This window comes from Aldersonia sp. NBC_00410, assembly GCF_026342035.1.
Taxonomy (GTDB): Bacteria; Actinomycetota; Actinomycetes; order Mycobacteriales; family Mycobacteriaceae; genus Aldersonia.
Genome location: NZ_JAPENM010000004.1, coordinates 457,271 through 471,527 on the forward strand (window position 1 = coordinate 457,271; position 14,257 = coordinate 471,527).

The 14,257-nt window shown below is 65.5% G+C and carries 20 protein-coding genes; 5 read left to right on the top strand and 15 right to left on the bottom strand.

Features of this window, described 5'->3' with window-relative positions; all coding sequences use genetic code 11:
- Positions 1–12 precede the first annotated feature (12 nt).
- The 4 genes from rpsK to infA all read right to left on the bottom strand — a co-directional run bounded on the left by rpsK (position 13) and on the right by infA (position 1,438).
- A complete protein-coding gene (gene rpsK, locus OG921_RS12360; RefSeq protein WP_266112733.1) occupies positions 13–426 on the bottom strand; it encodes a 30S ribosomal protein S11 in 414 nt (137 codons plus the stop codon).
- Positions 426–797, bottom strand: coding sequence for a 30S ribosomal protein S13 (gene rpsM, locus OG921_RS12365; RefSeq protein ID WP_266112734.1), 372 nt, complete (start codon positions 795–797; stop codon positions 426–428). The genes rpsK and rpsM overlap by 1 nt, the downstream gene beginning before the upstream one ends.
- A gap of 179 nt (positions 798–976) precedes the next feature.
- Entirely contained in the window at positions 977–1,090 is a 114-nt protein-coding gene (gene rpmJ / locus OG921_RS12370) for a 50S ribosomal protein L36 (RefSeq protein ID WP_040515091.1), read from the bottom strand.
- A gap of 126 nt (positions 1,091–1,216) precedes the next feature.
- The gene (gene infA / locus OG921_RS12375) at positions 1,217–1,438 is read right to left on the bottom strand and encodes a translation initiation factor IF-1 (RefSeq protein ID WP_003418601.1); all 222 of its coding nucleotides are present in this window, start codon (positions 1,436–1,438) and stop codon (positions 1,217–1,219) included.
- A gap of 247 nt (positions 1,439–1,685) precedes the next feature.
- Between infA and dtd the strand changes: the two genes are divergently transcribed.
- Together dtd and OG921_RS12385 are read left to right on the top strand one after the other, a co-directional pair.
- Complete coding sequence (gene dtd, locus OG921_RS12380; RefSeq protein ID WP_266112735.1) at positions 1,686–2,120, top strand: D-aminoacyl-tRNA deacylase; 435 nt, start codon at positions 1,686–1,688, stop codon at positions 2,118–2,120.
- Between the two features lie 5 nt (positions 2,121–2,125).
- Entirely contained in the window at positions 2,126–3,232 is a 1,107-nt protein-coding gene (locus OG921_RS12385) for an epoxide hydrolase family protein (RefSeq protein ID WP_266112736.1), read from the top strand.
- Positions 3,233–3,249: 17 nt separating this feature from the next.
- Here OG921_RS12385 and map read toward each other — a convergent pair whose 3' ends face one another.
- From map to OG921_RS12435, 10 genes are all read right to left on the bottom strand, one after another.
- Positions 3,250–4,047 (bottom strand): type I methionyl aminopeptidase, encoded by a 798-nt coding sequence (gene map / locus OG921_RS12390; protein ID WP_266112737.1) that lies wholly within the window; start codon positions 4,045–4,047, stop codon positions 3,250–3,252.
- Between the two features lie 10 nt (positions 4,048–4,057).
- Complete coding sequence (locus OG921_RS12395) at positions 4,058–4,603, bottom strand: adenylate kinase (protein WP_266112738.1); 546 nt, start codon at positions 4,601–4,603, stop codon at positions 4,058–4,060.
- Positions 4,600–5,922, bottom strand: a complete 1,323-nt coding sequence (secY, locus tag OG921_RS12400) for a preprotein translocase subunit SecY (RefSeq protein WP_266112739.1) — start codon at positions 5,920–5,922, stop codon at positions 4,600–4,602. The genes OG921_RS12395 and secY overlap by 4 nt, the downstream gene beginning before the upstream one ends.
- Before the next feature lie 287 nt (positions 5,923–6,209).
- A complete protein-coding gene (rplO, locus tag OG921_RS12405) occupies positions 6,210–6,650 on the bottom strand; it encodes a 50S ribosomal protein L15 (RefSeq protein WP_266112740.1) in 441 nt (146 codons plus the stop codon).
- Between the two features lies 1 nt (position 6,651).
- Positions 6,652–6,831, bottom strand: coding sequence for a 50S ribosomal protein L30 (gene rpmD / locus OG921_RS12410; RefSeq protein WP_266112741.1), 180 nt, complete (start codon positions 6,829–6,831; stop codon positions 6,652–6,654).
- Between the two features lie 2 nt (positions 6,832–6,833).
- Complete coding sequence (rpsE, locus tag OG921_RS12415) at positions 6,834–7,472, bottom strand: 30S ribosomal protein S5 (RefSeq protein ID WP_266112742.1); 639 nt, start codon at positions 7,470–7,472, stop codon at positions 6,834–6,836.
- Positions 7,473–7,506: 34 nt separating this feature from the next.
- Positions 7,507–7,914: a 50S ribosomal protein L18 gene (rplR, locus tag OG921_RS12420; RefSeq protein WP_266112743.1), complete on the bottom strand. Its 408-nt coding sequence runs from the start codon at positions 7,912–7,914 to the stop codon at positions 7,507–7,509.
- Position 7,915: 1 nt separating this feature from the next.
- Positions 7,916–8,455, bottom strand: a complete 540-nt coding sequence (gene rplF / locus OG921_RS12425) for a 50S ribosomal protein L6 (protein WP_266112744.1) — start codon at positions 8,453–8,455, stop codon at positions 7,916–7,918.
- Between the two features lie 12 nt (positions 8,456–8,467).
- Complete coding sequence (gene rpsH / locus OG921_RS12430) at positions 8,468–8,866, bottom strand: 30S ribosomal protein S8 (RefSeq protein WP_266112745.1); 399 nt, start codon at positions 8,864–8,866, stop codon at positions 8,468–8,470.
- 231 nt (positions 8,867–9,097) lie between these two features.
- Entirely contained in the window at positions 9,098–9,727 is a 630-nt protein-coding gene (locus OG921_RS12435; RefSeq protein WP_266112746.1) for a TetR/AcrR family transcriptional regulator, read from the bottom strand.
- Between the two features lie 112 nt (positions 9,728–9,839).
- Between OG921_RS12435 and OG921_RS12440 the strand changes: the two genes are divergently transcribed.
- From OG921_RS12440 to OG921_RS12450, 3 genes are read left to right on the top strand one after another with little or no spacing between them, the layout of a single operon-like run.
- Positions 9,840–10,871: a Rieske 2Fe-2S domain-containing protein gene (locus OG921_RS12440; RefSeq protein WP_266112747.1), complete on the top strand. Its 1,032-nt coding sequence runs from the start codon at positions 9,840–9,842 to the stop codon at positions 10,869–10,871.
- 35 nt (positions 10,872–10,906) lie between these two features.
- Positions 10,907–11,992 carry a dihydrodipicolinate reductase gene (locus OG921_RS12445; RefSeq protein ID WP_266112748.1) on the top strand — a complete coding sequence of 362 codons (1,086 nt, stop codon included), beginning with the start codon at positions 10,907–10,909 and terminating at the stop codon, positions 11,990–11,992.
- Between the two features lie 22 nt (positions 11,993–12,014).
- Entirely contained in the window at positions 12,015–12,680 is a 666-nt protein-coding gene (locus OG921_RS12450) for an alpha/beta fold hydrolase (RefSeq protein ID WP_266112749.1), read from the top strand.
- On the opposite strand, the gene OG921_RS12455 is transcribed toward OG921_RS12450, so the two are convergent.
- Complete coding sequence (locus OG921_RS12455; protein WP_266112750.1) at positions 12,665–14,191, bottom strand: APC family permease; 1,527 nt, start codon at positions 14,189–14,191, stop codon at positions 12,665–12,667. The two genes, OG921_RS12450 and OG921_RS12455, sit on opposite strands and share 16 nt — an antisense overlap.
- Positions 14,192–14,257: the final 66 nt, after the last annotated feature.

A 14,257-nucleotide genomic window follows, 5' to 3' on the forward strand; every position in this document is an offset into this window, starting at 1 on the left:
TCTTCCTTCCCGCTAGACGCGACGACGCTTGGGCGGACGGCAGCCGTTGTGCGGCTGGGGGGTGACATCGGAAATGGTGCCGACCTCGAGCCCGGCGGCCTGCAGCGAACGGATCGCGGTCTCGCGGCCGGAGCCGGGACCCTTCACGAAAACGTCGACCTTCTTGACGCCGTGCTCCTGCGCCTTGCGGGCAGCGTTCTCGGCGGCGAGCTGCGCGGCGAACGGAGTCGACTTGCGCGAACCCTTGAAACCGACGTGACCGGACGACGCCCACGAGATGACGTTGCCGTTCGGGTCGGTGATCGACACGATCGTGTTGTTGAACGTGCTCTTGATGTGCGCGTTGCCGTGCGGGATGTTCTTCTTTTCCCTGCGACGCGACTTCTGGGTCTTCTTGGGACCTGAGGCCCGTGTCTTCGGAGGCATTACTTCTTCTTCCCTGCGACGGTGCGCTTCGGACCCTTACGGGTGCGCGCGTTGGTCTTGGTGCGCTGCCCGCGGACAGGCAGACCACGACGGTGGCGCAGGCCCTGGTAGCAGCCGATCTCGATCTTGCGACGGATGTCGGCCTGTACCTCGCGGCGCAGGTCGCCTTCCACCTTGAGCTCGGAGCCCTCGATGTAGTCACGCAGCTTGGTCAGGTCGTCGTCGGACAGATCCTTGCTGCGGAGATCCGGGCTGACACCCGTCGCGTCGAGAATCTCGTGCGAGCGGGTACGGCCGATGCCGTAGATGTAGGTCAGTGCGATCTCCATGCGCTTCTCGCGCGGGAGGTCGACACCCATGAGACGTGCCATGTGGCGATTCCTTGTCTTCGCGGAGGTCTGCTCCCAGTCCGTCCCCACCTCTGTCGGGGGCCCCGGCCTCCGTGCCGGGGGTGGGCTCGTGCTCGAATGCGCGGGCTGGTGTTGGGAGGTCTTCTTTTTGTTGCCAATCCGATCGTCGATCGGTGCGTGGCGCTCTGCGCCGCCGGGCGTCAGCCCTGGCGCTGCTTGTGACGCAGGTTGTCGCAGATCACCATGACTCGGCCATTACGCCGGATCACCTTGCACTTCTCGCAGATCGGCTTGACGCTCGGCTGAACCTTCACGTCCGTCCAATCCCCCTCGGGCTTCGCTCGAGGGCATCAATGCAGCCCGCGCGTCAGCGCGGACCATTTCCTTTGCGGGGCGGAGGCCCCGCGGGGGGTACTTGGGGGGCGGAGCCCCCCAAGGGTCTACTTGTAGCGGTAGACGATGCGTCCGCGCGACAGGTCGTAGGGCGAAAGCTCGACGACCACACGGTCTTCGGGAAGGATGCGAATGTAGTGCTGACGCATCTTTCCGCTGATGTGCGCGAGAACCTTGTGACCGTTCTCCAGCTCGATGCGAAACATCGCATTGGGCAGCGGTTCGACAACCCGCCCTTCGACCTCGATGGCCCCGTCCTTCTTCGCCATATCCTCCGCGATCCCGGCCATTCGGCCTGGTTACTTGTTCACACCGTCGGTTACCGTGGTGCAGACCGGGCCGGTTTTCACCGCGCTCGTTCGGTTTCCCAGGTCCGGGCACGCAGACAACCGGCGCGCAGAGCGCACCGTTGCCCGAGTCTACCGGGAGTTTCCCACCAGGCCAAATGACGCCGACCGGCGTGGAATCCCAGCCGGCATACCTGCCCCGTCGGCACGGGTGGCAGCATCGGTCGACATGCGCGTCCTCGTCCAGCGCGTCCGATCGGCCGCCGTCACCGTCGATGATGCGGTCGTGGGCGAGATAGCGCCCGCTACCGGCCAGGGCCTGCTCGCGCTCGTCGGCGCCACCCACACCGACACGCCGCAGATCGCGGCTGCACTCGCACGAAAGCTGTGGGGGCTGCGAATCCTGGACGGCGAGCGCGCGGCCGCCGATGTGGACGCACCGATCCTGGTGGTCAGTCAGTTCACGCTCTACGCCGATACCGCGAAGGGCAGGCGACCGTCCTGGTCGAAAGCCGCACCTGGGCCGGTCGCCGAGCCGCTGGTCGATCACTTCGCCGACAGCCTGCGTGCCCTCGGCGCCACGGTCGCCACCGGGAAGTTCGGCGCGCACATGCAGGTGAGTCTGGTCAATGACGGCCCGGTGACCGTCCTGCTGGAATCGTGAACCGCATGCCTGGAATCAATCCCTTCCGCATCGCCGCAACCGAGGACGAACTCGCCGATTTGCGGACGCGACTGAATCGGACGCGTTGGCCGGAGGCCGAATGCGTCGACGATTGGAGCCAAGGCATTCCGCTGGCCTACACCCGAGAGCTGGCCGATTACTGGGCCAACACCTACGAATGGCGAGCCCGCGAGCGGGCGCTGAACCGCTTCGACCAGTTCACCACCGAAATCGACGGACTCGACATTCACTTCATCCACCAACGGTCCTCGCGGCCCGATGCGTTCCCACTCCTGATCACCCACGGCTGGCCGGGCTCGACCGTCGAATTCCACAAGGTGATCGCGCCGTTGACCGAGCGCGGATTCGACGTGGTGTGCCCATCGCTTCCGGGATACGGCTTCTCCGGTAAACCGACGCGCACGGGCTGGGGCGTGGAGCGGATCGCCGTCGCGTGGGCGACGTTGATGGGAAGGCTGGGCTACGAGCGATTCGGCGCGCAGGGCGGCGACTGGGGCGCCTCGGTCACCACGCAGATTGGCCGAAACGGCGGCCGCTGCGCCGGGATTCACCTGAACATGCCGCTCGGCACTCCCCCGGGACCGCTGGACAATCCGACGGACGAGGAGCTGCGGGCGCTGCAGCGGATGAAGTATTACCGCAGGTGGGACAACGCCTACGCCAAGCAGCAGTCGACGCGTCAGCAGACCCTCGGCTATGGATTGGTCGACTCCCCGGTCGCGCAACTGGCCTGGATCGTCGAGAAGTTCTGGTCGTGGACGGACTGCGACGGACACCCCGAGAACGCGCTGACCCGCGACGAGATGCTCGACAACGTGATGCTGTATTGGCTCACTGGGTCGGGGGCATCGTCGGCACGGTTGTACTGGGAGAGCTTCACATCGTTCGGCGGCGCCGACCGCGTCGAGCTACCCACCGGTGTCGCGGCGTTCCCGAAGGAAATCCTGCAAATGCCGCGCAGTTGGTGCGAGGCCGGTTTCAATATCACCCGCTGGACGACGATGCCGCGGGGCGGCCACTTCGCGGCGTTCGAGCAGCCCGCCCTCTACGTCGACGACGTCACGACGTTTTTCGATACGTTGCGACGCTGATCAGCGGTCGGCGCCGGTTACTCGGGCCGCAGCGTCAGGATTCGCGGACCGTCCTCGGTGACGGCGACGGTGTGCTCCCAGTGCGCGGCGCGGCTGCCGTCGGTGGTCACCACGGTCCAGTCGTCGTCGAGCACCTTGGTCTGCGTGGTGCCGAGGGTGAGCATGGGCTCGATCGCGAGCGTGGAGCCGACCACGAGTTCGGGGCCCTTCCCCGGTGCGCCTTCGTTGGCGAGGAACGGTTCGAGGTGCATCTGCCTGCCGATACCGTGCCCGCCGTAGCCGTCGACGATGCCGTAGCTGCGGCCGTGGTCGCGCTCGGCCGCGCGCGTGCCCTGCTCGATCGCGTGCGAGACGTCGGTGAGCCGGTTGCCGGGCAGCATCGCCGCGATGCCCGCCTCCATGGACAACCGGGTGGCCTCGGACAACAACCGGTCGGCCTCGATGATCTCGCCGACCCCGAAGGTCCAGGCCGAGTCGCCGTGCCAGCCGTCGAGGATCGCGCCGCAGTCGATGGAAACGAGATCGCCCGCGGCGAGGACGTCCGCCGCCGACGGGATGCCGTGCACCACCCGTTCGTTCACCGACGAGCAGATCGAACCGGTGAAGCCGTGGTAACCCAGGAACGACGGCACCGCGCCGGCATCGCGGATCACCTGTTCGGCGATCCGGTCCAGGTCCAGGGTGGAAACACCGGGCTTGGCCGCCTCGCGTACGGCGACCAGAGCGCGGCCGACGACGGCGCCGGCCGCCGCCATGGCGTCCAGTTCACCCGCGGACCGGAACGGCACCACCTTGCGCTTGCGCCGCAGCGACATCGACACGACCTCAGTGCCCCAGCGCGCGCAGGGCCCGAGTGTTGACCTCGTCGACCTCGCCGACGCCTTCCACGGTGACGACCAGGCCGTCGTAGTGGTCGAGCAGCGGCGCGGTCTCCTCGCGATAGACCTTGAGGCGGTTGCGGATCACGTCCTCGTTGTCGTCGGCGCGGCCGCGGGCAAGCATCCGCTCGACCACCACGTCCTCGGCGACGACGAAGCACAGCACCGCGTCGAGCTTGGTGTTCAGTGCGGCGAGGATGTCCTCGAGTGCATCGGCCTGATCGACCGTGCGCGGGAAGCCGTCGAGTACGAACCCGTTCGTCGCGTCCGGCTCGGCGACCCTGGCCTCGACCATCCGATTGGTGATCTCGCTGGGCACCAGGTCACCGGCGTCGAGGTACTTCTTCGCCTCCACCCCGAGGGCGGTCTCCTGGCCGATGTTGGCGCGGAAGAGGTCACCGGTCGAGATGTGCGGAACACCGAGCTTCTCGGACAGCAGGACGGCCTGCGTACCTTTCCCGGCGCCCGGCGGACCGAGCAGAACGATTCTCACTTGAGGAACCCTTCATAGTTGCGTTGCATAAGCTGGCTTTCGATCTGCTTGACCGTGTCGAGGCCGACGCTGACCATGATCAGCACCGCTGTACCGCCGAACGGCAGGCTGCCCCCGTTGCCCGAGCCGCCAAGATCGAGGAACAGGTTCGGCACAACCGCCACAAGGCCCAAGTACAGCGAACCGGGCAGCGTGATGCGACTCAGCACGTAGTTCAGATAGTCGGCGGTGGGACGTCCCGGCCGGATACCGGGGATGAAGCCGCCGTACTTCTTCATCTCTTCGGCGCGCTCATCGGGGTTGAATGTGATCGCCACGTAGAAGTACGTGAAGAACACGATCATCAAGAAGTAGATGGAAATGTAGACCGGGTTACCCGGGTTGACCAGGTACTGCTGAATGAACTTCTGCCACCAGCTCGGGTCCGGTTCGGTGTTCGAACCGGTCAGCTGAGCGATGAGGTTCGGCAGGTACAGCAGCGACGAGGCGAAGATCACAGGGATCACGCCGGCTTGGTTCACCTTCAATGGCAGGTAGGTCGAGGAGCCGCCGTACATCTTGCGTCCGACCATTCGCTTCGCGTATTGCACCGGGATGCGACGCTGACCCTGTTCGACGAAGACGACCGCGGTGATGATTGCCAGGGCCCCCAGACACACGAGCGCGAAGACCAGATTGCCGCGGCTGTCCAGAATTGCTTTGCCCTGGGACGGAATGCGCGAGGCGATACCGGCGAAGATCAGCAGCGACATGCCGTTGCCGACGCCGCGCTCGGTGATCAGCTCGCCGAACCACATGACCAGCGCGGCGCCGGCGGTCATGACGAGCACGATGACGATCAGGGCGAAGATGCTGTCGTCGGCCAGGATGTCCTCCTGGCAGCCCTGCAGCAGCTGACCACGAGAGGCAAGCGCGACGAGGCCGGTGGCCTGCAGGACCGCCAGTGCGATCGACAGGTACCGGGTGTACTGCGTCATCTTCGTCTGGCCGGACTGGCCTTCCTTGCGCAACTCTTCGAAGCGCGGGATGACGACCGTCAGGAGCTGGACGATGATGCTCGCGGTGATGTACGGCATGATGCCGATCGCGAAGACCGACAACTGCAGCAGCGCACCACCGGAGAACAGGTTGATCAGCTGATAGATACCGGCGTTGTCACCACCGGAGACTTCTTCGACGCACTTCTGGACGTTGCCGTAATCGACCCCTGGGGACGGCAGCGAGGCACCGAGGCGGTACAGAGCGACCAACCCAAGAGTGAAGAGGATCTTCCGCCTCAAATCAGGGGTCCTGAAGGCCGACACGAAGGCGGAAAGCAAGGATCCTCCTGTGCGTCACCGGGTAGGGCAACTTAGCGGCGTGGCTGGACTTGACCAGCGCAAACATGAGCAAACATTAGTTGGACCGGCAACCTCCCGGGTTGCCAGTCACACAGTCTCCGAGAATATCAGCCCGGCGATCGACCTCACGGAGGTGCCCGGTCGCCAGGGTTCCGGCGACCGGCCACGATTGTCCGTGCGGTTGCGGTACGAAACAGCGCCGGCCGTGGCGGAAGCTACGCGCTTCGGCCGCGGCCGGCGCCGGGTCTAGCAGTGGGGTGAAGACATCACCGCTCGGTGGTGCTCCCACCGGCCGCGGCGATCTTCTCCTTGGCAGCGCCGGAGAACTTGTCCGCCGTCACCTGCACGGCAACGGAGATCTCGCCCTCGCCGAGCACCTTCACGAGCTGGTTCTTGCGAACCGCGCCCTTGGCGACGAGCTCGTCGACGCCAACAGTGCCGCCCTCGGGGAACAGCTTCGCGATGGCCGCAACATTCACGACCTGGTACTCGGTGCGGAACCGGTTGGTGAAGCCCTTGAGCTTGGGCAGCCGCATGTGCAGCGGCATCTGCCCGCCCTCGAAGGCGGCAGGCACGTTCTTGCGTGCCTTGGTGCCCTTCGTGCCACGACCGGCGGTCTTACCCTTGGAACCCTCACCGCGGCCGACACGAGTCTTCTCGGTCTTCGAGCCGGGAGCCGGCTTCAGGTGGTGCAACTTGATGGTCATGTCAGACCTCCTCAACTTCCACGAGGTGGCGCACCACGTTGACCAGCCCACGGTTCTGCGCGTTGTCCTCGCGCACCACCGACTGGCGGATCTTCCGCAGACCCAGCGTGCGCATGCTGTCGCGCTGGTTCGCCTTGGATCCGATGGTGCTCTTGATCTGGGTGATCTTCAGCTGAGCCATGATCAAGCCCCCTGACCCGCACGCGACCGCAGCATGCCCGCAGGCGCGACGTCCTCGATCGGGAGGCCACGACGCGCGGCCACCTCCTCGGGACGCTGCAGCTGCTTCAGGGCGGCGACGGTGGCATGCACGACGTTGATGGCGTTGTCGCTACCGAGCGACTTCGACAGGATGTCGTGGATGCCGGCGCATTCGAGCACGGCACGCACCGCGCCACCGGCGATAACACCGGTACCGGGGCTGGCCGGGCGCAGCATGACGACGCCGGCGGCGGCCTCGCCCTGCACCGGGTGCACGATGGTGCTGCCGATCATCGGGACGCGGAAGAAGCCCTTGCGAGCCTCCTCGACACCCTTCTGGATGGCTGCGGGAACTTCCTTGGCCTTGCCGTAACCGATACCGACGAGTCCGTTGCCGTCACCGACGATGACCAGCGCGGTGAAGCTGAAGCGCCGGCCACCCTTGACGACCTTGGAAACACGGTTGATGGCAACGACCCGCTCGAGGTGGTTGCTCTTCTCGGCCTGGTTGCGGCCGCCACCACCGTCGCGGCGGTCGCGACCGCCACCACGGTTGTCATTGCTTGGTCCGTTTGCTCCGGCGGGTCCGCTGCCGCCGTCACGCCTTTGACGTCCCGGCATCAGGCGATCCTTCCATTGAGAACAGTGTTGATCATCAGAACTTCAACCCACCTTCGCGAGCGGCGTCCGCCAACGCGGCGATGCGGCCGTGGTAATCGTGGCCACCGCGGTCGAAGACCACGGCCTCCACGCCGGCTGCCCTGGCACGGGCGGCGAGGAGCTCGCCCGCCTTGGCGCCACGGGCCGACTTGTCGCCGTCGACCGCACGCACGTCCGGCTCGATGGTCGACGCAGCGGCGATGGTGCGACCTGCGAGGTCGTCCACGAGCTGCGCGTGCAGATGCCGCGACGAGCGGTGCACCACGAGGCGCGGCCGCTCGGGCGTGCCCGAGATCCTCTTGCGGAGACGGAAGTGGCGACGCGCCTTCGACAGACGACGCGCAGTCGACACGTCCGTGCCGAGCGGAACCCGCTTGGCTTTCTGGTTTTCGGTCTGGCTCATGTCACTTACCCGTCTTTCCGACCTTGCGGCGGATCTGCTCACCCTCGTAGCGGACGCCCTTGCCCTTATAGGGATCGGGACGCCGCAGACGACGGATGTTGGCCGAAATCTGGCCAACCTGCTGCTTGTCGATGCCCGAAATGGAGAACCTGGTGGGGTTCTCGACCGCGAAGGTGATGCCTTCGGGGGCCTCGATCGGCACCGGATGGCTGTAGCCGAGGGCGAACTCGAGGTCCTTGCCCTTCAGCGCGACGCGGTAACCGACGCCGTGGATCTCCATCTTGGTGGTGTAGCCGTCGGTCACACCGACGATGAGGTTCGCCACCAGGGTCCGGGTCAGGCCGTGCAGCGAGCGGTTACGCCGCTCGTCGTCCGGACGCGCCACCTCGAGCTCACCGTTCTCACCCTTGGCGACCTTGATCGGCTCCGCGACGGTCAGCGACAGCGTGCCCTTGGGGCCCTTCACCGCGATGTCCTGGCCGGTGATGTTCACCTCGACGCCGGACGGAACCGGGATCGGCTTCTTTCCAATACGCGACATTGCTTGCGCCCCTTACCAGACGTAGGCGAGGACTTCCCCGCCTACACCTTGCTTGGCCGCCTGGCGGTCGGTGAGCAGACCGGCGGACGTGGAGATGATCGCCACGCCCAGGCCGCCCAGGACCTTGGGCAGGTTGGTGGACTTCGCGTACACCCGGAGACCGGGCTTGGAAACGCGCCGCACGCCGGCGAGGCTGCGCTCGCGGCTGGGGCCGTACTTCAGGTCGACGATGAGCGTCTTGCCGACGGTGGCATCCTCGCTGCGGTAATCGGTGATGTAGCCCTCACGCTTGAGGATCTCGGCGATGTTCGCCTTGATCTTGCTGTGCGGCAATTTCACCTGATCGTGGTACGCCGAGTTGGCGTTGCGCAGACGAGTTAGAAAGTCTGCGATTGGATCTGTCATGGTCATGGTTCGACCTCGACACCTTTCTCGCTGCGGTTCCCATACAACACCGGCGCGCTTGGCAGCACGCCCGCCGTGGGCCTACAACAATTCGGCTGGTCCGGCCAACAATTGCCGGCCGGCATGAGTACGTCGCCGTGAAGTTTCGCGGGCACGGCAGTGCACACGTCGCCCAGGCAACCGTTCTAGTGTAGGCAAAAGCCCAGCTGGGACCAAATCGGCCCAGCTCGCGCTCGCCTAACTCGGCCCGGACCGCTCCAGATAAGCCACGATCGCGTTCGTCAGCCCGCGCCGCGCCTCGTCCAGATCGGAATACGTGCCGAGCTGCTTCTCCGAGGTGATCCCGCGCATCGCACCCGGGATGAAGGCTGCGATCTCACGCACCCGCACCGGATCGACGTCGAGATCGGCGAACGCCTTCTGACACGCGTCGTTCCACAGCGGCTTCCAGGAAGCCAGTTCCGCGGCCGTGCGGGGGTAGAGCCGTTCGAGTTCGGCGTGCTCGCGCGGCAGCGCGGCGCGCAAGGTTTCGATCGCCCGCGAATCGGTGGCGTTGAGCCCCTCGTACATCAGCTCGATCATCCCGGCGACCCGCTCGCGCAGCGACGCGTCGGGATCAACCCTGGCCGGCAGGTCACCGCGACGCTCGGCCGTGTAGTGCAGGACCGCAGCCCAGAATCCGTCGATATCGCCGAACTGATACTTCAGCGCACCCCAGGTGACACCGATTTCCTTGGCGATCCGGTTGCCCGACACCGCACCCGGATCACCGGAGGCGAGCGATTTCAGTGCGCCTTTGAGCATGCTCTCGCGGGTCGCCAGGCCACGTCGGTTCGCACGCCGGCCGGTGACGCCCGCTTCGGTCATTCGTCCGATGGTAGTGCGGGCCAGGCCACCACACGGACCTAGCATGGCCGACCTATTGCGCTGTTCGTAGAACCTTCTACGATTACGAAGGGGTAAACGCGGGAGGAGCACCATGGCGAAGCCGCCGTTGTCGATGAAACCCACCGGTTGGTTCCAGGTGGCGTGGTCGGCCGAGATCGGGGTGGGCGACGTCCATCGCATGCATTACTTCGGCCGCGAGCTGATCGCCTGGCGCTCGGCCGCGGGCGACGTCGCGGTGATGGACGCCTACTGCGAGCACCTCGGCGCGCATCTGGGCTACGGCGGCCACGTCGAAGGCGACCGCATCGTGTGCCCGTTCCACGGCTGGGAGTGGAACCGCGATGGCCGCAATGTATGCGTGCCCTACGAGAAACACCCGAACAAGGGCCGCCGCATCCGCAGCTACCCGGTCGCCGAACTCAACGAGTCGATCTTCATCTGGCACGACGTCGAGGGTCGCCCACCGTACTTCGATGTCCCGGATATGTTCGCCGCCTTCGGAGACGGCAAGACTGCCGCCGACTACTACCCGCCGATCCCCGGCGCGACGCTTTTTCGCGAACAACTGGAAATCCATCCGCAGTACATCATGGAGAACGGCGTCGACTTCGCGCATTTCAAGTTCGTGCACAAGACCCCGTTCATGCCGGAGTTCACCCGTCACGACTTCTCCGGACCCATCTCGTTTGTCGACTTCACCATCGCGTTCGACGAAGGCACGACGCTCGAAAATGCCACCAGCGGAGTGGAATCGATCAATGCCGGGCTGGGCTGCTCGATTACGAAGAGCTGGGGCATGGTCGAAAACCGCACCATGCCGGCGGTAACTCCGGTGGACGAGCACACTTCGGATGTGCGTTTTACGGTGTGGATCGGCCGCAAACCGGGCGAGGAGAACACCGGTCCGACCCAGTACGGAAAGTCCATGGCGGCCTTCGTCATCGAGCAGTTCGAGGCAGACGTGCACATCTGGGCGCATCAGCGCTACTCCGACCCACCTGCCCTGTCTCCCAAGGAGTTCGCCGGTTTCCGCGCACTGCGTACCTGGGCGGCCCAGTTCTATCCCGACACCCCTGCACCGAACGGCGCCACCGGGCTTTCCGCGGTGCGCTCGCACTCCTGACCGAACTCGAAGTTGTGAGAAAGGCCGAACCAGCTATGAACACGCAGCCAAAAACCCGGGTCTTCCAGGTGGCGACCGGCAATGTCGGCACCGAGATGATCAAACGAATCGGCACCCACCCCGATCTCGAGCTCATCGGATTGCATTGCTACACACCGGAAAAGATCGGTCGAGACGCCGGCGAGATCGCCGGAATCGCACCGAATGGGGTGATCGCGACCGGTTCGATCGATGACATCATCGCCGCCAAACCCGACGTGCTGACCTTTCACGGTGTCTTCCCCGACGAGGAGCTCTACGAGCGTGTGCTCGAGGCGGGCATCAACGTCGTCACCACCGCCGACTGGATCACCGGTCATCATCGCGACCGGAACCACCCGCACCCGTCCGGACGCAAGACCTCCGACGTGCTCGAAGCGGCCTGCCGGCGGGGCGATTCGACGTTCTACGGCACCGGCATGAACCCGGGCCTGAACCAGATTCTCGGCGTGGTGTGCTCGGCCGACGTGGCCGAGATCGAGAACATCACCACCATCGAATCGGTGGACGTGTCCTGTCACCACTCGAAGGACACCTGGATCGAGGTCGGCTACGGCCTGCCGATCGACGACCCCAGCATCCCGGGCAAGCTGGAGAAATACACCAGCGTCTTCGCCGACAGCGTGCTGATGATGGCCGACTGCTTCGGCCTCGAACTCGACGAGGTGACGTTCTCCTACGAGCTCGGCGCGTGCACCAAGGACGTCGATCTCGGGTGGTACACGCTGCCCAAGGGGTCGCTGGGCGGCAACTACATCAAATACCAGGGCATGGTGGACGGCGTGCCGCGCGTCGAGACGCACCTCGAGTGGCAGATGACCCCACACACCGCACCGAACTGGGACATCAAGGGCTGCTACATCACGCAGATCAAGGGCGATCCGTGCATCTACAACAAGCACATGATCTTCCCCAAGCCCGGCGTCGACCTGTCCAATCCCGAGAACTTCGCCTCGATCGGCATGACCGTCACCGGGCTCCCCGCGCTCAACGCCATCCGCTCCGTGGTCGCCGCGCCGCCCGGGATCCGCACCAGCGCGGACCTTCCGCTGCGCGGGTTCGCCGGGCGGTTCAACCTGTAGCCCCGAGCGAGAAGGCGCGCCGGTGGCCACATTTGTCTTGATCCACGGCGCGGGCGATGTCGGCTGGTACTGGCACCTGGTGGAGGCCGAATTGCGGGCACGCGGCCATGCCACCGTCGCGCCGGATCTGCCGTGTGACGACGACTCGGCCGGCCTGCCCGAGTACGCGGACACGGTCGTCGAGGCGATCGGCGACCGGACCGACGTTGTCGTGGTCGGCCAATCGCTCGGTGGCTTCACCGCGCCGCTGGTCTGTGACCGCGTGGCTGCGCAACTACTCGTCCTGGTGGCGGCCATGATCCCCGCGCCGGGAGAGGCGCCCGCCGACTACTGGGCGAACACGAAATACGACCAGGAAGCGCAGCCCGACTTCGGCGACATCGTGGCCCTGTTCTACCAGGATGTCGCGCCGGAACTGGCCGCCGAGGCGCTGCAGCGGGCACGCGTGCAATCCGAGGCCGGACTGGGCGAACCGTCGCCGCTGAGTGCGTGGCCCGACGTCCCCATCCGGGTTTTGGCATGCCGCGACGACCACATGTTCCCGCTTGGTTTTCTTCGCCGCGTCGCCCGGAAACGCCTGGGGATCACGCCCGACGAGATCGACGGTGGGCACACTCCGGCGCTGAGCCGGCCACGCGAGCTGGCCGACCGCCTGGAGGCCTACGCAGCGGACTACTTGTCCGGGTAGTGCGGCGGGTGGTACCGGTCCGACGGATCGAGGTCGAGATTCTCGTCCGCGGCCAGATGCTCGATGTCGGCGAAGCCGGTGCTCTGCCCGCTCGCCTTGTTGATCGCATACGTGATTGCGGACAGCGCAACACCGATCAGAAGCAGCACTCCGGCGATCTTGTACTGGACCATCTGCTCCGAGGTGCGCGCCCATGGACCGGCGAGGAACAGACACAGCACCGCACCCGTCGCCGATACCGAGATCGGCGCGCGGAAGAACGTCTCCGCCGAATTCCGTTTCAACACAATGCAAGCGACGTTGACGACCGAGAACACGCAAAGCAGCAGCAGTCCGGTCGTGCCCGACAGCGCGGCCACCACCGAGTTTCCCGACATCCGATTGACCACGATGATCAGCGCCAGCGCCAGCGCGGTGGTGAAGATGATCGCCGCCCATGGCGAGCGCCGGCCGGGCAAGACGGCGCCGAGACCGCGCGGCAGCACCTGCTGACGCGCCATGCCGTAGATCAGCCGGCTCGCCATCAACATGTTGATCAGTGCGGTGTTGGCCACCGCGAACACCGTCAGGTAGGGGAAGATCTCGTCGATCGGGACGTCGGGCGCGCCGATGCGCACCACGTGCAGCAGGATGCCCTCGTCGCCGGAGTCGTAGTCCAGCGGCAGCACGGCGATCACCGCGACCACGACGAGAACGTAGAGCAGGCAGGCGATGCCGAGTCCGGAGAACATCGTCTTCGGGAAGATCTTCTGCGGCTCCTTGGTCTCCTCGACCATGTTCACCGAGTCCTCGAAGCCCACCATCGCGAAGAACGCGATCGTCGTCGCAATCGTGACGGCCAGGAACCAGCCCTTCTCGTTGGCGTCCTCGAAAACGACGAGGTTCGAAATATCGCCCCCGCCGGTACCGCGTCCCGCGGCGACGAATCCGATGACGATGACGATGAGCAAGGCCGCCATCTCGACGACGGTGAGAACAACGTTGAACTTCACCGATTCGCCGACACCGCGCAGATTGATCAGCGCGAGCAGCACCATGAACCCGAGCGCGATGACGAGTTGGGCGGTACTCCCGCTCGGCACATCGAACCAGCCGAGACCGTCCGCGTCGCTGAACGTCTCGTGCAAGCCTTCGAGCAGGTTGCCCGCGACCACATTCGACGAAGTCGAGGCGCTGGTGATACCCGAGCAGATGACCGCGAACGCCACCAGGAAGGTGAAGAAATGGAGCCCGAACGCCTTGTGCGTGTACAGCGCTGCGCCGGCTGCCTGCGGGAATTTCGTCACCAGTTCCAGGTACGAGAACGCGGTGAGCGTGGCGACGATGAACGCGCAGATGAACGGCACCCACGCCATCCCACCGACGTTGCCGATCATCTGACCGGTGACGGCGTAGACGCCGGCGCCCAGGATGTCGCCGACGATGAACAACAGCAGCAGGCCGGGCCCAAGCACGCGTTTGAGTTCGGGGTGCCCAGATTCCGGAGCGGGATTCGAGGTCGTCTGGGTCATCGCACACCTCCACCGTCTGGTCCCCGGAGCGTAACCGCCCGGTACCCATTCCGACGCCGATCGAAC